17 protein-coding genes and 2 pseudogenes are annotated in these 17,421 nt (G+C 72.4%); 5 read left to right on the top strand and 14 right to left on the bottom strand.

From position 1 onward, the window contains the following. Positions 1-130 precede the first annotated feature (130 nt). Together ACZ6W9_RS27870 and ACZ6W9_RS27865 are read right to left on the bottom strand one after the other, a co-directional pair. Entirely contained in the window at positions 131-958 is an 828-nt protein-coding gene (locus tag ACZ6W9_RS27870) for a DUF4253 domain-containing protein (RefSeq protein WP_470120391.1), read from the bottom strand. Between the two features lie 93 nt (positions 959-1,051). Then, entirely contained in the window at positions 1,052-1,411 is a 360-nt protein-coding gene (locus ACZ6W9_RS27865; RefSeq protein WP_470120389.1) for a LysR substrate-binding domain-containing protein, read from the bottom strand. Positions 1,412-1,495: 84 nt separating this feature from the next. Between ACZ6W9_RS27865 and ACZ6W9_RS27860 the strand changes: the two genes are divergently transcribed. Then, positions 1,496-2,125 (top strand): SDR family NAD(P)-dependent oxidoreductase, encoded by a 630-nt coding sequence (locus tag ACZ6W9_RS27860; RefSeq protein ID WP_470120387.1) that lies wholly within the window; start codon positions 1,496-1,498, stop codon positions 2,123-2,125. A gap of 64 nt (positions 2,126-2,189) precedes the next feature. Here ACZ6W9_RS27860 and ACZ6W9_RS27855 read toward each other — a convergent pair whose 3' ends face one another. From ACZ6W9_RS27855 to ACZ6W9_RS27835, 5 genes and pseudogenes are all read right to left on the bottom strand, one after another. After that, positions 2,190-3,545 carry a S8 family serine peptidase gene (locus ACZ6W9_RS27855; protein WP_470120386.1) on the bottom strand — a complete coding sequence of 452 codons (1,356 nt, stop codon included), beginning with the start codon at positions 3,543-3,545 and terminating at the stop codon, positions 2,190-2,192. Between the two features lie 83 nt (positions 3,546-3,628). Further along, positions 3,629-4,143: pseudogene (locus tag ACZ6W9_RS27850) on the bottom strand (IS5 family transposase); the annotation flags it as partial. A 9-nt stretch (positions 4,144-4,152) separates the two neighbouring features. Next, positions 4,153-5,118 carry an RNA polymerase sigma factor SigJ gene (gene sigJ, locus ACZ6W9_RS27845; protein ID WP_389966462.1) on the bottom strand — a complete coding sequence of 322 codons (966 nt, stop codon included), beginning with the start codon at positions 5,116-5,118 and terminating at the stop codon, positions 4,153-4,155. Positions 5,119-5,199: 81 nt separating this feature from the next. Next, entirely contained in the window at positions 5,200-5,934 is a 735-nt protein-coding gene (locus tag ACZ6W9_RS27840) for an SDR family oxidoreductase (protein ID WP_389966465.1), read from the bottom strand. A 295-nt stretch (positions 5,935-6,229) separates the two neighbouring features. Then, positions 6,230-6,511: pseudogene (locus ACZ6W9_RS27835) on the bottom strand (transposase); the annotation flags it as partial. Positions 6,512-6,675: 164 nt separating this feature from the next. Here ACZ6W9_RS27835 and ACZ6W9_RS27830 point away from each other — a divergent pair. Beyond that, positions 6,676-7,716 (top strand): glycerophosphodiester phosphodiesterase family protein, encoded by a 1,041-nt coding sequence (locus tag ACZ6W9_RS27830; protein WP_389966467.1) that lies wholly within the window; start codon positions 6,676-6,678, stop codon positions 7,714-7,716. A gap of 90 nt (positions 7,717-7,806) precedes the next feature. Here the strand turns inward: ACZ6W9_RS27830 and ACZ6W9_RS27825 are convergent, their stop codons facing one another. The 6 genes from ACZ6W9_RS27825 to ACZ6W9_RS27800 form a co-directional block, all read right to left on the bottom strand. Then, positions 7,807-8,625 carry a nucleotidyltransferase domain-containing protein gene (locus ACZ6W9_RS27825; protein ID WP_470120383.1) on the bottom strand — a complete coding sequence of 273 codons (819 nt, stop codon included), beginning with the start codon at positions 8,623-8,625 and terminating at the stop codon, positions 7,807-7,809. A gap of 151 nt (positions 8,626-8,776) precedes the next feature. Beyond that, on the bottom strand, positions 8,777-9,190 hold the full coding sequence (locus ACZ6W9_RS27820; RefSeq protein ID WP_389966473.1) for a PepSY domain-containing protein: 414 nt from the start codon (positions 9,188-9,190) through the stop codon (positions 8,777-8,779). Positions 9,191-9,422: 232 nt separating this feature from the next. Next, positions 9,423-10,670 carry a formamidase gene (gene fmdA, locus ACZ6W9_RS27815; protein WP_389966476.1) on the bottom strand — a complete coding sequence of 416 codons (1,248 nt, stop codon included), beginning with the start codon at positions 10,668-10,670 and terminating at the stop codon, positions 9,423-9,425. Positions 10,671-10,722: 52 nt separating this feature from the next. Further along, positions 10,723-10,998, bottom strand: a complete 276-nt coding sequence (locus tag ACZ6W9_RS27810; RefSeq protein WP_389966479.1) for an FmdB family zinc ribbon protein — start codon at positions 10,996-10,998, stop codon at positions 10,723-10,725. A gap of 309 nt (positions 10,999-11,307) precedes the next feature. Continuing rightward, complete coding sequence (locus ACZ6W9_RS27805; RefSeq protein WP_389966482.1) at positions 11,308-12,591, bottom strand: HAMP domain-containing sensor histidine kinase; 1,284 nt, start codon at positions 12,589-12,591, stop codon at positions 11,308-11,310. Between the two features lie 10 nt (positions 12,592-12,601). Beyond that, positions 12,602-13,294 (bottom strand): response regulator transcription factor, encoded by a 693-nt coding sequence (locus ACZ6W9_RS27800; RefSeq protein WP_362929948.1) that lies wholly within the window; start codon positions 13,292-13,294, stop codon positions 12,602-12,604. Positions 13,295-13,410: 116 nt separating this feature from the next. On the opposite strand from ACZ6W9_RS27800, the gene ACZ6W9_RS27795 reads away from it, so the two are divergent. After that, positions 13,411-13,863: a hypothetical protein gene (locus tag ACZ6W9_RS27795; RefSeq protein WP_389966485.1), complete on the top strand. Its 453-nt coding sequence runs from the start codon at positions 13,411-13,413 to the stop codon at positions 13,861-13,863. A 126-nt stretch (positions 13,864-13,989) separates the two neighbouring features. Here the strand turns inward: ACZ6W9_RS27795 and ACZ6W9_RS27790 are convergent, their stop codons facing one another. Then, positions 13,990-15,204, bottom strand: a complete 1,215-nt coding sequence (locus ACZ6W9_RS27790; RefSeq protein ID WP_389966488.1) for an MFS transporter — start codon at positions 15,202-15,204, stop codon at positions 13,990-13,992. A 280-nt stretch (positions 15,205-15,484) separates the two neighbouring features. On the opposite strand from ACZ6W9_RS27790, the gene ACZ6W9_RS27785 reads away from it, so the two are divergent. Then, on the top strand, positions 15,485-16,630 hold the full coding sequence (locus ACZ6W9_RS27785; protein ID WP_389966491.1) for an FAD-dependent oxidoreductase: 1,146 nt from the start codon (positions 15,485-15,487) through the stop codon (positions 16,628-16,630). Between the two features lie 56 nt (positions 16,631-16,686). Beyond that, complete coding sequence (locus ACZ6W9_RS27780) at positions 16,687-17,310, top strand: TetR/AcrR family transcriptional regulator (RefSeq protein ID WP_389966494.1); 624 nt, start codon at positions 16,687-16,689, stop codon at positions 17,308-17,310. The last annotated feature ends 111 nt before the right edge of the window (positions 17,311-17,421 follow it).

The raw sequence follows: 17,421 nt of genomic DNA, 5'->3' as shown, positions 1-17,421 counted from the left end.
TATCGGCCCCTGAACCGGCGCGGACCAGGGCGTACACGCCGTGGCGAACCACATACGGGTGATTCACCGCCGCCATTTCCCGCGGCCCGCGGTCCCGCCCGGAACCCCGGGAAACGGCCGCCCGCCCCGGTCAGTCCCACCAGAACGACCAGGCGTTCCTGCCCATGATCTGCTCGGCGTAGCCGGCGAGCGTGCCGGCGCTGTAGACGACGCTGTCCGGGCAGAACGTCCAGTGCTCCGCCGCGACGTGCAGGGCGTGCTCCGCCGTCGTGGGGGGCGCCGCGACGCTCAGGTCGAGGGTGTTGAAACCCACGCCCACCAGCCGCGCCCCGAACCGCTCCTCCCAGCTCCGCACCACGGCGGCCAGCGGGACCATCCACTCGTTGTGGTTCAGCGCGCCCTGCCACCCCATGACGGCCAGCGCGTCGGCCCCCCGGTCGACGGCCACCAGGCCCAGAGGGGTCCTGCGCTCGGCGACCAGCCCGGCGTACCAGTCGGCGACCACGTCGGGGTCGGTGGCGAGCCTGCCCGCGGGGGCCGGACCCGGGCACCGCGCGCCGAACGGAGCCAGCAGCTCCAGCTGCTCGGCGTCCGCCCTCTCGGTCCAGTCGGCCCAGACCTCCGCCATGAAGGCGGCGGTGTGATAGTTGTCGATCTCCTCCACCGTGTCCGGGGCGATCTGCCCGGACGACCACGGCTGGACGGAGTCCTCCAGCAGCAACGGCCACAGGCCCGAGCGCGGGTGCTCGGCCCGCAGGCCGGACCACAGCCCGGCGGAGACCGGCTCGTCACTGAGCCAGAACGCCGGACGATAACCGACCATCAGCTGGGAGTAACCGGGGTCGGGCCACACCACGTCGCCTGGAGGCAGCTCGACCGAGAGCGCCCGCCCCTCACCGCCGCCGGCGAACAGCTGGCCCAGCAACGGCGGAAGTTGCCCCCGCTCGCAATCGCTCATCCCTGTCGATCCGATCCTGACCACGGACCAATTTTGGCCTGTCAGGCGGCGGGAGGACAGTTCTCCCCCCAGCGCGGCCGAAAAACACCGCCTTCACGGCCCTCGCGGGGAGGGCCGAGGGGCCGTCGCGGGCTCCGCGAGCTCGCGGACCACCTCGGCGAATCCGCGCACCAGCGGGTCGTCCGCACCCCTGGGCCAGGCCAGGGCCACCCGCAGCGGCTCGACGTCGGTGAGGGGCACCCAGGCCAGGTCGGGGCGGGCGTAGTAGCGGGCCATGCTCGACGGGGCGAAGCAGACGGCGGCGCCCTCGGCCACCTGCTCCAGCATCTCCTCGACGTTGTCGTTGGTCGGCCCCCAGCGCGGGGCGGAACCGTCCGGCCGGGGGTTGACCGCCCACCATTCCACCCATTCGCGCGGCGCCCGTTCGGTCCACATCAGGGGCTCGCCGGCCACCTCCATGACGGAGACGCCGTCGCGACCGGCGAGCGGGTCGTCGCGGTCGGGCTGGACGTCACCGACACCGCCCGGATCGCCGCCGTGGTCGCCGAGGTCGTCCTCTGGTACGGGCGCGTGGACGTGCTGGTCAACAACGCCGGGCGCGGACTGGTCGGCGCCGTGGAGGAGACCTCGGACCGCGAGCTGCGCGACCTGATGGAACTGCACTTCTTCGGCCCGGCGGCGCTGACGCGGGCCGTGCTGCCGCACATGCGCCGCCAGGGATCGGGTGCGATCGTGCAGATGAGCAGCATGGGCGGCCGGTTCACCTTCCCGGGCGTGGGCGCCTACTCGGCGACCAAATTCGCCCTGGAGGGGCTCTCGGAGGCGCTCGCCCAGGAGGTCGCGCAATTCGGGATCAAGGTGCTGGTCGTGGAGCCGGGGGCGTTCAGGACGGGCTTCGCCGGCGGCGGTGCCCTGCTGCAGTCGGCCGTCATCCCCGCCTACGAGACCGTCGTCGGCCCGGTCCGCTCCGGCCTGCCGGAGTCCGACGGCAGGCAGCCCGGCGACCCGGCCAAGGCGGCGGCGGCCGCCCTCGACGCGGAGGAGACCCCGCTGCGCCTCCCGCTGGGCGACGACGCCGCCGACGCGATCGCGGCCAGTCTGGAGAACGCCCGCGCGGAGTTCGCCGCCTGGGAGAAGGTGGCCCGCGGTACCGGCTTCGACGCCTGACCGGCCCGGCGCCTCCTCCGGGGACCGGTGGGCCGGCCCGCTCTTCCCGGCCGCGCGGGAACGCTCAGCCCCGTCCCGGAGACGGCGGGGGCGGCCAGGGTCCGGCCGGCAGGACACGCGTGCCGTCGGGCCCGGTCGGCTCGTGGCCCGGCACGGGCGGCCTCGGGCCGTACGGACCCTGTGCGGCGTGCGGCGGGGGCTCCACGCGGGGAGGGAGCGGCGGGACCGGCGTACCGTGCGGAGGCGGCTGCGGGTGACGCGCCGGGCCGGGCGGCGCCTGGTGAGCCGGGTACGGGGTCGCCTGAAGGGAGAGGTGCGGCGACGGCGGCATCTGGTGAGGGTGCGGCGGTGGCATCTGATGGGGATGCGGCGATCCCGGGCCGTGCGGGAGGTACGCCGGGCCGGGCGGAGGGAACGCCCCACCCGGCGGGGGAACCGGACCGCCGGGCGGCATGCCGTACGGCGAAGGCGGTACGGCCGGCCCGCCGGGTGGCGCGCCGTACGGCGGGAGCGGGGCGGACGGGGAAAGCGGTACGGCCGGCGCCGCGCCCGCGCGCCGCGCCTGGCGGCGGTTGCGGATCACGAAGAACACGACGAGGACCGGGACCAGCACCATGACGACCGTCTGGGCGATCGCACCCGGCACGCTCGAGACGCCGACTTCGATCCAGGGCCCGTCGTCCTCGGTGGGCTCCGGGCGGGGCGTCGGAGTGGGTGAGGGGGGCGGGGTGCCGAGCGGGTTGGCCTTGACGGTCCTCACCTTCGCGGTCAGCGCCCGCACCGGGTCGACGACGCCGCGGCTGAAGGCCGCCTTGTCAGAAAGGAGCGGGCTGTCGTGCGCGGTGCTCACCAGACGGTTGATCACGTCCCTCGCGCGCAGGTCGGGTTCCTTCGATCTGATCAACGCCGCCACCCCGGCCACGATCGCCGCCGCGTCGCCCGTGCTGCTCCCAATGCCGTACCCGTTGCCGGACTCCCGGCGGGGCAAGGAACCGATGATTTTCTCGGCGGGAGCGGCGAGCGCCACCTGCCGTCCCACAACGGAGCCGGACCACAACCTCCCCGACCGGGTCGTACCGCCGACCGAGACGACGCCCGGGATCGACGCCGGGCACCTGAGGTTGTAATCGTCACGGTTGTCACCGGCCGCCGCGACCACCACGACATCACTGGAAAGCGCGTAGCGGACGGCCTCGATGTCCTCCTGGAGGCAGAACCGGAGGTTCTCCGACAGCACGATGACCCGCGCGTCGTTCCGCACGGCCCAGCGGATGGCCTGACCGTAGGTCTCGTGGTCGTATCTCCGGCCGAGGTTGACCGGCAGGATCCTGGCGTCGGGCGCGATGCCGAGCAGGCGCATGTCGCTGCCGCCGGGCCCCACGATGAGCCCGGCCATGCCGGTGGCCCGTCCGTCGTCCACCTCCTCCCGCCCGTCGGCCGCCACCGCGGTGTCGAAGGAGTGCCCCCGTAGGACGCGGCCCTTTATGCCTATAACTGATCGTTTCAGAGTGAGGTTCGCAGGCGGCGGAGGCATGTGAGGCTGCAGGCCGGTTCGAGCAGCCCGTAGTGGGGGTCGGCGCGTCGTTCGTAGCGGGCGTGGAGTCGTTTGAACCGGTGCAGCCAGGCGAAGGCGCGCTCGACCACCCAACGCACCTTGCCCGGTCCTGAGCCGTGGGCGACACCGCGTCGGGCGATCCTGGGCATGATGCCGCGCTTCCACAGCAGGCGGCGGTACTTGTCGAGGTCGTAGCCCCGGTCGGCGTACATACGCCGGGGCTTGCGGCGGGGACGTCCGCGTGGACCCCGGATCGGTGGGACCGCGTCCAGCAGTGGCAGAAGCCGGGTGACATCGTGCCGGTTGCCACCGGTGAGCGTGACGGCGAGCGGGGTTCCGTGACGGTCGACGATCAGATGGCGATTGGAGCCGGGGCGGCCCCGGTCAACCGGCGAGGGGCCGGTGCAATCCCCCCTTTGAGTGCCCCAATGTGCGAGCCGCCCACCGCGCAGTCGTCGAGGTCCGGCAGGCCTCAGAGTGACCAATTCTTCAGCTTTATTGGATTCAGAATCAGCCACACGTTCGTGACGCCTTCATCGCTGACACCAAAGGCAACCACTCCGTATTTACGCCCCTCATTTCGAAGAATGTATCCGAGACCGTCAGCCGTGTCGCATCGCTCAAGACCGAGGGCGGACCGCTTGCGCATCACTCCCACGAACCACCGGGCCACATGATCCGACCCACGGATGACCCGAGGTGCGGCATTGACGAAGCCGCCGCCGTCCACTCGCAGTTCGACGTCTGGAGCCAACACGTGGAGCAGGCCCTCGATGTCCCCTCTGACAGTTGCACTACGGAATGCCCGAACGACCTCATCATGCTGGTGGGGAGAGACCTGTGCGCGTCTTCCTCGTCGAACGTGGCGGCGTGCGGACGTTGCCAGTTGCCTTGTCGCCGCCACTGAACGGCCTACGACACCAGCAATCTCGTCAAACGGGACGCCGAACACATCATGCAGGACGAACGTCACTCGCTCTGCCGGGGTCATGGCCTCGAGGACCGTCAACAATGCCATGCTGACGGCATCATCGAGGGTGACACGTTCGAGCGGATCAGCAGCGAGATGACTGGAGTTCAGTGGCGCAACGGCTGTGCCTGCAAAGAGGTCGGCCGGAACCGGCTCCGGCAGCCATTGCCCGACGTACGTCTCCCGTCGCGCCCGCGCGGAACCCAGCAAGTCGAGTGAGATGCGGCTCGCAACCCGAATAAGCCATGCCGCAGGCGCGGCAATTTTGTCGCGTTCCTCGGGCTCAAGGCGGTACCACCTCACATATGCCTCTTGCACGACGTCCTCGGCATCGGCCAAGGTGCCCATCATGCGAAAGGCCAGCGACAGCAGACGATGCCGCTCCGCCATGACCGAATCGAGAGCCCATGATCCATCACGCTCGGCTTTTCCGAACTCCGCGGATTCGACAGGAAGATCTCCCGACATGGGGCACCCTTTCCCATTGGAGCACAGCACGCCTGATATTGCCTGGCGGTCAGACGTTCCTGCCTCGCTCCACCATCGTATTCAGGCGGTGGGGATCCCTGTAATCGGGTACCGCACGGTGCCTGTCCGGTACGCGCCGCGCGGAACCATGGCATCGAGGGGCTCCTGTCCGTCCACGGTCACAACCTCACGATCGTCTCCGCGATCGGCCAGAGTGGCACGGAAGAGGTCGTCATGGTAGAACCGGTCGGGTCCAGCGATCTCGACCACACTTCCCGGCTCCAGCGTCGTGACAGCCTCGGCGAGCAGCTCGACGACTTCGTCCAGCTCGACGGGCTGGATGAATGACCTCGGAGCGAGAACCTTTCCGTCCACGGTGTGCTGGTCGATGAGGACAGGGATGTAGCTCTGGAACTGGGTGGCCCGAATGATGGTGGCGGGGATCGAAGCGGATCGCACGGCCTTCTCCTGCGCCACCTTGCCGAGGTAGTACCCGATCTCAGATGCGTCCCCTTCCCCGACGCCGACAATGGAGAGCACGATGTGATGACCCACACCTGCCCGCTTGCCCTCCGTAGTCAGGTTGTTGATCGCCCCCTCGAAGAACGAGATTGCCCCCTCCGCATCAAAGCGGGGGGTGTTGAGGACGTTCACGATCGTGTCGACTCCGACGAGAGCCTCGGCGAGTCCCTTGCCCGAGATCACGTCGATCCCGTCCTCGAGTCCTCCCGAGACCACCTCGATGCCCTTGGCCTCCAGGTTGTCAGCAAGGCGGGACCCGACACGGCCGCGCCCACCAGCGATGAAAACCTTCATTCCCTCACTCCGTTCCAGGGCACCGGTCGCCGCCCTCACCAACAGACGACGCAGGCCGGAAAAATGTGAGGTTGCGAAGCAGGCTTGCTACTACCGACGGCGTGTTCGAGTAGTGATCGTTTGGTTCGGCGCGTTCGTTTGAGTGTGCGTGGTCCAGGTCGATGAGCGGAAGGACCTCGGTGAGACGACGCGCCAGCATGTTGATCACGGCCCATCGGATCATCGCCTCGCTGATCGGCGGCTGACGCTCATAATCACGGGCCAGCCGCCGATACGTCATCATCCAGGCCAGCGTCCCCCCTTTGAGCGCGCGGACATGGGAGCCGCCGATGGCCGCGACCTCCGGGTCGAGCAGGCCCGCGGCCCGTAGCTCAGCCGACAGCAACGCACGCAGGCGCGGCCAGACACCGGCCTCGGTCCAGTCGCGCAGCCGTCGCCGGCAGGTCACGCCCGAGCAGCCGATCGCCGAGGCCGGCACATCGCGCCAGACCACGCCGGTGCGCAGGACCTAGATGATGCCGGCCAGGGCCATGCGGTCATCGATCGGCCGCCGCCCCGGAACCCCCGCCCGAGCCGGCCCTCGCCCGCGCCCCGGGAAGTCCCCGGCCGGCCCGCCCAGAGGCGCATCGGCACCCCGAATCAGATCACGGAAAGATAACGGTTGACGGTCACCGTCCCGGTGAAGATCGAAAACGGATATCCAGGAGCGGCTCCGCCCCTTTTCGACCTGGAAGACGGCCCATGTCCCAGCCTGAACGCCCCCGACGCCCGCGCCGCGCCCCGCGCCCCCGGTCCGCCTGGCCCGTCCGGCTCGCCCGGAGCCTCCCCGTCCGGGTGGTCCTCGTCGCGGCCGTGTCCCTGGCCGCCTTCGCCTACTCCAACAACGGCTCCTGGCGGGCACACGGCAAGGGCGAGCCGCTGATCCTCGCCCACCGCGGCATGGCGCAGACGTTCGGCTTCGAGGGCATCACGAACGAGACCTGCACGGCCGGGCGCATCCACCCGCCGGAGCACCCCTACCTGGAGAACACGCTGCCCTCCATGCGGGCGGCCTTCAAGGCGGGGGCGGACATGGTCGAGTTCGACGTCCAGGTGACCCGGGACCGCAGGATCGCCGTGTTCCACGACGCCACCCTCGAATGCCGCACCGACGGCCGGGGCGAGGTCCGCGACCACACCCTCGCCGAGCTGCGGCGTCTCGACGTCGGTTACGGATACACCGCCGACGGCGGCGCGACCCACCCCTTCCGCGGCAAGGGCGTGGGCCGCATGCCGGCCCTGGAACAGGTCCTCGCCGCGTTCCCCGAGCAGAAGCTGCTGATCCACGTCAAGAGCGACGTGGCGGCCGACGGCGAGCTGCTCGCCGCCCGTCTGGCCACGCTGCCTCCGAAGCGGCTCGCCGCGCTCACCGTGTACGGCGGGGACAGGCCGGTGGCCGCGCTGGCCGCGCGGCTGCCGGCCGTACAGGTGATGTCGAAGGCCCTCATGCTGGACTGTCTGAAGGGTTATCTCGCCGTGGGCTGGACCGGATACGTCCCCGGCTCCTGCGCCGGTCTGGAGCTGCACGTCCCGGAGAAGTACGGCCGGTGGCTGTGGGGCTGGCCCAACCTGTTCGTCGAGCGCATGCGCGCCCACGGCACCCGCGTCATCGTCGTGGCGGGATCCGGCGACTTCTCCGAGGGCTTCGACGCCCCCGCCGACCTCTCCCGCCTGCCCGAGGACTACACCGGCGGCGTCTGGACCAACCGCGTCGACGTCGTCGCCCCGCTCCTCCGCCGATGATCCCGGCCGGAGCACACGGCCCGGCCGCCGGGGACGGAACGGGACCGGCGGCATCGGACGACGTCCACCGTCCCCGCCCGGTCACCCGTGTCAGCGGCCGACGGCCGACCGTACCTCTCTCATCAGGGCCGCCGCCTCGGCGACGGTTTCGGCGATCGGCTCCGGCGGCTCGCCGACGCGGCCGAGCAGCCGCCCCGCCCGTACGGCGAAGCCCCCCGGCGCGCCGGGCAGCCGGCCCGCCGAGGCCACCATGCCCTTCTCGTTGATCAGCCACCTGCCGGCGTGCCCGTGCAGCGCGTGGCAGGCGACGCCGACCGCGCGGAACAGGCAGCCGGCCGCGTAGGCGGGGTCGGCGCCGGACACCCCGTAGCGGGCCAGCTCGACGCAGAAGTCCGCCTCCCACATCCCGTCGGCGAGCGCGTCGCCCAGCGCGGGCGGATAGGCGCGGGCCCGCTCCCGCAGGTCCGTCAGCTCCCCGCCGGGGTCGGCCAGCACCCGGCACAACGCGACCTCACCGGCGTAGGCGTGGGAGTAGAAGCCCAGCGGGTGGCCGGCCTGGACGCCGATCTCGTAGCGGCCCTCCCGGCAGTCGTCCCAGATCCGGTGGACCCTGTCCAGGTCGCGATAGATCCAGTCGACCCGGTGACCGTCGACGGTCAGCCAGCCCCCGCCGTTCACCCAGGGCCCCCAGCCGCCCGGCGCGGTCAGCTCGGCCCGGTCCCCCGCCTCCCGTACGGCCAGCGCCCGGAGCGCCGCGACGTCCGGCTCTCCCCGGTAGTACAGCCCGAGGTCGAAGTCGGAGTCGGGGCGGTGCGTGCCGCGGGCCCGGCTTCCGCCGAGCACCACCGCGACGACTCCGGGCACCTCCGCCAGCCGCCCGGCGAGCGCCTCCAGTCTCATGTCGTCCATGACGGCATGATCACACAGCGGCCCGCCCGGCGAGCCGCGTGGGCTCGTCACGGGGTACCGGGGGCCGGACCTCCTGAATTCCCCGGGCGCGCCGAAGCGCGGACCGGGGCGTCCCCCGCGCCCCGGTCCGCGGTGACCGGCGGTGCCGGCGTCAGTCGTCGTCCTGGCCGTTCTTCTCCTGGGCGTCGTCCTTGTCGTCGTCGTCCTGGCCGGCGGCGGCCGTCGAGGTGATCCCGCCGGTGGCGGCGTCCACGACGACCTCCTGCACCGCGCCCTTGCCGTCGGCGACCTCGACCTCCCACGAGGCCGCGTCGCCCTCGGTCTCCAGTTCGGTGGAGACGACCCATCCGCCGCTCACCTTCGACAGCGCGGTCCGCTGGGCCTGCTCCGCCGGAACGGCGGGCTTGCGCAGGGCTTCCGTGCCGTCGCCGGAGCCGGTCCCGGGGGCGGCGGACTGAGACGGCGAGGCCGGGTCGGCCTGGATCCCGTCGGCGAGGGCGGCGCCGCCGCCGGCCACGAGTCCGGCGAGGGTGAGTCCGGCAACGATGATCATCGGCTTGCGCATCGGGCTTTCTCCGTATCCGTTGAGAGGCGCGGTTCCGTGGAATCCGCGACGACCCCTCAAGGCTGCTCGCCCGGGTGATAGCGCGTTGCTGCGAAGTTCCTAAGGAATCGTTAACAGACCGCTCCGGACGGCCCGCCGGCGCCTCAGGACCGGCCGGCGGACCGGAGACCGCGGCCACGCCCGCACGGGCCGCGTTCCCGGTCCGCCTGGGATCGACGCCCGTGCGCGCCGGTCAGGACGTCACGGCGCACTGCCCTCTGTCCTGCCTGACGGGACCGTCCCCGCCGGGGCGGATGTCGAAATCGAACATCTCCGTGGGCAGGTAGAGCGTGCAGCAGGCGTTCGGGACGTCGACGATCCCGCTGATCCGCCCCTCCACGGGCGCGGAGCCGAGGAGCAGGTACGCCTGCTCGCCCGTGTAACCCCACTTCTTGAGGTATTCGATGGCGTTGAGGCACGCCCGGCGGTAGGCCAGCGTCGCGTCGAGGTGGTGGTTGACGTCCCTGTCATGGTCGACCGAGATGCCGACGAACGACAGGTAATCCGAATAGTTCGGTTCCACCCTCCCGGGCATGAAGACCGGGTTGGTGGTCACGCCGTACTTCTCCATGCCCCCCTTGATGAGGTCCACGTGGAAGTCGATGAAGCCACCCATCTCGACCGCGCCGCAGAAGGTGATCTCACCGTCGCCCTGGCTGAAGTGCAGGTCGCCCGCGGAGAACTTGGCGCCCTCCACGTAGACGGGGAAGAAGACCCGCGCCCCGCGGGTGAGGTTCTTGATGTCCTGGTTGCCACCGTTCTCCCGGGGCGGCACGGTGCGGGCGCCCTCGCGGGCGATCCGCACGGCCAGTTCGCCGGTGGCCGTTCCGGCGAGGGCGCCGTCGGGCACCGGCGGCAGGGCCAGCGGCGGGACCCGGTCGGGAGCGGTGTCGATGAGGGCCTGCTCCCGGCGGTTCCAGCGGCCGAGCATCTCCTCCGACGGCGCCGTGCCGAACAGCCCCGGATGGGTGATGCCGGCGTACCGGACGCCGGGCAGGTGGCGTGACGTCGCGAACACGCCGTGGAAGTCCCAGACCGCCTTGTAGGCGTCCGGGAAGTAGTCGGTCAGGAAGCCGCCGCCGTTCGCCCTGGCGAAGATCCCGGTGTACCCCCACCCCTGTCCGGACACCGGACCGGACTGCTGGGGAATCGGACCGAGTTCGAGGATGTCGACGACCAGGAGGTCGCCCGGTTCCGCGCCCTCGACCCCGATGGGACCGCTCAGCATGTGCGGGACGGACAGGTCCACGTCCCGCACGTCGTCGGCCGAGTCGTTGTTCCCGATCTGGGAGTCGGTCCAGTCGCGGCACTCCAGCCGGAACTCGTCTCCCGGGCGCACCATGGCGACCACCGGGATGTCCGGATGCCACCGGTTGTGGCCAGGCACGTCCTGGTCCCGCATGGATTTCGACTGGTCCACACCGAACACGACCTCTGGCATGACAGCCCCCTTTTCATGGAATCCGTACACGCGGCGGGTGATCCCGCGCCTCTCACGGCCTGGGCAGGCGTGCCGTCGCCGGGTGCGGGGAGCAAGCGGCCCGCCGACCGGGCGGCACGGGGACGACCTCGGGCGCCTCCCGGCTCCGCTCCTCCCGGTCGAGGGCGGCCGACAGCGCGGAGGACACCCGGGACAGGCGCGGGGCGGACGGGACGCGCCGCGCGGCCCGCTCGCAGGCGGGGCAGTCACGGGCAGGCGGCGCGGCCCCCATCGGCAGGGGCACCTCGAAGCGGCCGCACTCCGGGCAGAGAAACTCGTAGGTGACCATGGGCACCCCTCCGCGTCGAGTGGATGGATCTCCGGTGCGGCCACGGGGCCGGCCCCGGAATCGGACGGACCGCCTCTCATCACGCAGGAAGACCCGGACACGCGTTCCCGTCGGGCCGGTCGTGTTCCCCCGGGCGCCCGGCGATGTCTCCCGGGCGGTGTTTCCCACGGACGACGCCTCCCGGGGTGACCGCGGACGTTTCCCGGCAGACGGGACGTCATCCCGCCGCCCGGCGTCCGACCGGCGAGAATCCATTTCATACCCGCCCTTAGTAGGGCAAATCCTGATTAATCGGATATGGGTCCCTTCTCAGCGGGCCGGGCCGGGGCCGAGTTCGACGACGACCTCGGCTCCCCCCGAGGCGCGCGTGCGGGCCAGCAGGCCGCCCCCCGACTCCTCGGCGGTGCGGCGCGCGATGTCGAGGCCGAGACCGGTGGACGCGCCGCCACTCACCCCCCGGCCGGTCGGATCCGCGTGGGCGAAGCCGGGCCCCTCGTCGCTGATCACGAGCCGGGCCCCGCCCCCGGCAGGCCGGGGCGTCAGCTCGACGGCGAACGGGGTGCCGTCGGGGGTGTGGGCGAACACGTTCTCCAGCAGCAGGTCCACGCAGGCCGCGAGGTCGTGCTCGCTCACCCCCACGGGGATCGGGCCGTCCGCGAGGTCCAGCCGCAGCGGCCGGTCCTGGTCCTCGGCGAGCGCCGACCAGAAGGCGACCCGTTCGCCGACGACCCGGGGGGCGTCGCAGCCCGGCGCGCCGTCCCGGTCGAACCGGCGCGCCTCGCGGATGATCTGGTCGACCATGCGCTCGACGCTGTCGACGACCCGTCCCACCCGTTCCGCCTCGTCCCGGTCGCGCATGCCGTCGGCCTCCAGCCGGAGCGCGGTGACCGGGGTGCGCAGCCGGTGGGAGAGGTCGGCGACCGCCTCGCGTTCGTGGGCGAGCAGCTCGCGGATGCGGGCGGCCAGGTGGTTGAGGGCGCTGCCGACCTCGCGGATCTCCGGCGGGCCCGCCGGTTCCACCCGCGCCCGCAGGTCGCCGCGGGCCAGCCGCCGGGAGACCTCCGCGACCTGCCCGACCGGCCGGATCAGCGAGCGGGCGAGCCGGTCGGCGACGGTGATGCCGACGGCGAGCAGCGCCAGCCCGGTCAGGCCGAGCACCAGCCAGGCCCACCCGACCCCCCGGCGCAGCCGTTCGGCGTCCACGAACGCGCGGACGACCACGGTGCCGCGCTCCCCGCCCTGGACGGCCACCAGCACCTCCCGGCCCGCGGGCGTGTCGACCGTGATGCTCCGCCCGCGCGCGGCCAGCTCCACGCCGGGTCCGCGCGGCGCCGCCGCGCCGATGAAGCCGTGGCCGGGCAGGAAGACGGTGATCGGCACCCCGCCGGAACCGCTCGCCTGCCGTACGGTGGCCTCCAGGACCTTCGGGTCGTCCAGGGCCGCGGCGGTGGCGACCGACTGCGCCCACGTGGTGGCGGCGGCCGTGGCCCGCTCGGCCGCCAGCGTCCTGACCAGTACGGCGAGCGGCACGAGGAAGGCGATCAGGACCAGCGAGGTGGTCGCCACCGCGAGCAGGGCGAGGCGTCGCCTCATCGGGGGCCCCTCACGTCCCCGGATCGACGATCTTCACGCCCACGCCGTGGACGGTCTGCAGGTAGCGGGGCCGCTGGGCGCTCTCGCCGAGCTTGCGCCGCAGCCACGACAGGTGGACGTCGACGGTCTTGTCCGCGCCGCCGTACGCCATCCGCCACACCTCGGCCAGCAGTTCCCGTTTGGGGACGACCTGGCCGGGGCGGAGCGCGAGGTAGTGCAGCAGGTCGAACTCCTTGGGCGTCAGGTCGAGGCGCTCCCCGTCGAGGAACGCCTCCCGGCCGGCCGGCTCGATGAGCAGCCCGCCGACCCGCACCGGCTCCGCCTCGGCGCCCGCGCCCGGTTCGCGGCCGCGGCGCAGCACGGCCCGGATGCGCGCGTCCAGCTGGGCCGCGCTGAACGGTTTGACGACGTAGTCGTCGGCCCCGGCGTCCAGCGCCCGGACGATCTCCGGCTCGGCGTCGCGCGCGGTCGCCACGATGACCGGGACGGCGCTGACGGCCCGGAGCATGCGCAATACCTCGCAGCCGTCGAGGTCGGGCAGGCCCAGGTCGAGCACGACCAGGTCGGGACGGTCCTCCACCGCCAGGGCGAGTCCGGGCATGCCCGCGACGGCCGAGGTCACGGCGTGACCGCGGTCGGTCAGCGCGCGGCTCAGCGCGGATCGCACCTGGGAGTCGTCCTCGACGAGCAGCAACCGGGCCACGGTGACGTACCGCTCCCTCCTGGCTGGTTAACGGTCCCGACGAGAGTGGAAGGTTCCCCGTCGGACAGGAAAGACACCGGAAGACCGACGACCGCGTGTCCGACGGGAGGGATGTGATGGGACGCCGCGCGTTGCTGGGGGCGGGGGGCTGGCTGGCCGCCGCCGTCCTGACCACGATCGCCGTCGTCTGGGCGGTCTCCCTGATCGGCACCGACATCACCGGCCCCGCCGCCCGCCCCATGACCCTGGAGGAGGTCGAGCGGGCCCTGGCCACCGCTTCCGCCGCGCCGGGCGCCGGGCCGCCGGTCTCGGCCGGTCCCGGCTCGCAGGCCCTCGGCTTCTCCTACGCGGCGGGGTCGGTGACCGCCGTCTGCGACGCCGGGCGGGCCCTGCTGCTGTCCTGGACGCCCGCCCCCGGGTACGGCGTCGACGACGTCGAGCGTGGTCCGGCCCGCACCGCCTCGGTGGTCTTCGAGTCGGACGACCGCAAGACCACGGTCAGCGTGACGTGCCGCTCGGGAACGCCCGTCGCCGCGGTCCGTTCCGTCGCCGAACGCGACGACGACTGACCGCCCGCGACGACGGGCGGCGGGGCGCCCCCGCCGCCCGGGGTCCGGACCGGTGACGGCGGCGTCCTCGTACGGACGGACCGGGCACGGAGCCCGCCGACCGGGCCGGCGGCCGGTTCCGGGCGGTCAGGTCTCGGTGGAGACGACCGGCGGCGCGTCCTGAGCCGCGGCGGCGTCCCGGCCCGCCGCCAGCCGGTGCCGTCCGGCGAACAGGAGGAGGGCTCCTGCGGCGGTGCCCGCCGCGCCGCACGCGGCGGCCCAGTTGGCGCTCGCGTGCTCCAGGACGAACCCGGCGACCGCCGACCCCAGCGCCGTCCCGCTGGTGATCAGGGTGACCAGCCAGGCGAACGCCTCGGTCACCGTCCCGCGTGGAGCGAGCTCCCCGATCAGGGCGAACGTGACCGTCAGCAGGGGCGCCAGGAACAGCCCGGTGACGACCATCAGGCAGGCCATGAGGGGCGGGGCGGGCAGCAGGCAGAGCAGGGCGTAACCGCCGGCCAGCCCCGCGGCCAGCGGCGGCACCCGCCGCGCGGGGATCGCCGCGGGGCGCGCCGCGCCGTACAGCAGGGCTCCGATCATGGCCCCGAGGGCGTTCAGCGCCAGGAGCGCCGGGGCGCCGCCGAAGACGCGGTTCTCCTCGGCGTAGGAGACCACCAGGACGTTGAGCGTGCCGAGGGAGACGCCCGCGCCGGTGAGTCCGGCCAGCAGGAGGACCAGGGCGCGGCTGCGCAGCGGCCCGAGCCAGTCGGTCGAGCGGAACGGGGCCCGCCAGCCGCGGGAGGGCGGGGCGGTCACGACCAGCAGCACCCCGGCGACGCCCAGGGCCGCCCCGGCCCACAGGGCGGCGACCGGCGAGGCCAGCGCCACGGCGCCGGCCACCACCAGCGGCCCGGCGATGAAGATCAGCTCCTGGGCGGCGGCGTCGAGGGCGTAGGCGGGGCCCAGCAGCTCCGGGCCGACGAGGTTCGGCCACAGCACCCGCAGGCACGGTTCGAGCGGCGGCGTCGCCGCGCCCGCGAGGACCGCCCCGGCCAGCACCGCGTACGGGTTCCCGGGTGCGACGGCGATGGCCGCGAACCCGGCGGCCGCCGCGAGCGCCGCCGGGAGGAGCACCCGCACCTGTCCCGCCCGGTCCACCATCCGCCCCAGGACGGGCCCGCCCACGGCCGCCGCGACGGCGAAGGCCCCGGCCGCGGCCCCGACGAAGGCGTAACCGGCGCCGTTCTCCCGCAGCGCCAGGGGGATGGCCACGGCCGCCATCGCGCTGGGCAGGCGGCCGACCAGGCTGCCCAGCAGCAGCCGGACGACGTACTGGAGACGGAGCAGACTGAGATATCCCATCCGAGCATTCTGGCCTCACCCGCGGGTGTCCGGGAGGTGCCGTCCGCCCCCGCCGCCACCCCGGCCCCGCGTCCGTCAGGACGATCGACGAGATCGCCGGCGACCGGGGCCCCTGACCGGCCGATGGCGCGGCGCGTCATCGGCCGGGCGGTGATCGCGCTCGACCGGATCCCCCATCCCCCGATCCCGGCGGCCCCCATGGCCGTCCGTCAGTTCAGGCGCCATCGGTTGAAAACATATTTTCAATCTGTTTTTATAGACACATAGAGGAGGTGGTGACATGCGAGCCATCATCATCGGAGCGGGGATCGCCGGGCTGGCCGCCGCGCTGCGACTGAAGCAGGCCGGCTGGGACACCCTCGTGGCCGAGCGGGCGCCGGAGCGCCGCAGCGGCGGCTACGGCGTCACTTTCGGCGGGATCGGCCACGACGGCGCCGAGCGGATGGGGATCCTGCCCGCCCTGCGGCGACGGGCCTTCGTCACCCGGGAACTGGTCTACCGCAAGCCGGACGGAGAGCCTCGCTTCACGCTCAGCGGCCCGGTCATCGCCGCCACCATGGGCGCCAGATCCTTCAACATCCTGCGCGGTGACATCGAGGCGGTGCTCCACGAGGCGGCCGGGGACTCGGCCGCGATCCGCTTCGGCACCACGATCACCGCGGTCGACCAGGACGACGAGACCGTGCGCGTCACCCTCAGCGACGGCACCGTCGAGCACGCCGACCTGCTCATCGGCGCCGACGGGCTGCACTCCGCGACGCGCGCCCTCGTCTTCGGCCCCGAGGAGGACTACCGCCTCGACATGGGACACCGGGTCGCGGTCTACATGCTCGGTGAACGGCCCGCCGGACTGCCGGACGGCGTCACGGGAACCATCAGCGCGGGCGGACGCACGTTCGCGATGATGAGCGTCGGTGACGGCCGTACGGCCGCCTTCTTCGGCTACCGCAGCGACCTCGGCCGTCCACAGAGGTCACCGGAGGAACTGCACGAGGTCTACGGCGACATGGGCTGGCTGGTCCCGCAGGCGCTGGAGGGCCTCAAAATCGCCGACTCGGTCTATTTCGACACCATCAGCCAGATGGTGGTGGACCGGTGGAGCCGCGGCCGGGTCGTGCTGCTCGGCGACGCCGCCTGGTGCGTCACGCTGTTCGCCGGCTACGGCTCCTCCCTCGCCGTCGGCGGTGCCGACCTGCTCGGCGCCGCCCTGGAACGCCGTCCCGGCGACGTCCCGGCCGCGCTCACGGAATGGGAGGCCCGGCTGCGGCCGGAGGCGGAGAGGAAGCAGCGGCTCGGCCGCCGGGTCAGGGGCGTATACGCCCCGCGCAACCCGGTCGCGCTGGAGCTCACCCAGCTCCCGCTGCGGCTGTCCTCGTGGGGACCGGTCCGGCGGCTGGTCGAACGTGGGTTTCAGCTGCGGGAATGAGGTCGTGCCCTTCTGAAAACATATGATCAGCATGTTCATGTGGAAGGGACCCGCTCATGCCCCCAGCCTTCTCCGCCGAGGAGCGACTTCGCATCACCGGGCTTCTCGTGGCCAACGGCCGGCGCCTGTTCACCACCCAGGGCCTGCGCAAGACCTCCCTGGAGGAGCTGGTCACCGGCACCGGCATCGCCAAGAGCACCTTCTACGTCTTCTTCGACTCCAAGGAAGCGCTCTACCTGGAGCTGATGCTCGCCCAGATGGCCGAGATCAAGCACCGCGTCATCGACCAGGCACTGCTGGGCGGGCCCGACACCCGCGCGGGGCTGCGCCGCTTCCTGTACGCCACCATCGAGGAACTGACCACCGACCCGCTGTACGGCAGGCTGATGTCCCATCCCGAGGAGATGGAGGCCGTGACCCGGAAGCTGGACCCCGCCCGGGTGGCGTCCGCGCCGGAGAACCCGGTCACCGCGCTGGCCGCCTTCCTCACCCGGCACGGCGAGGACTTCGTCGACGCCGACCCCGCCGTGATCACCGGTGTCCTGCAGGCCGTCCTCCTGATGCCCATGCACAGGGACCGGCTCGCCCGCCCCGACCTGTACCCGGAGATCCTCGACCTGCTCATCGACATCGTCGCCACGGGTCTGACCGAGAGACCGCCGCGATCCCGCCCCACGTGACGGCACGGCCACCCGCCTAGTAGTGCTTTGTTAGGTGGTTAGGGCGGCCGTCTGCGGCAGGTCGGGCATCGGCCTGTCCAGGCTGCCAGCAGGGCCTGCAGCTCCTTGAGG

It is taken from the genome of Streptosporangium sp. NPDC053982, assembly GCF_055585205.1.
This window is presented reverse-complemented; position numbering and strand designations above follow the sequence as displayed.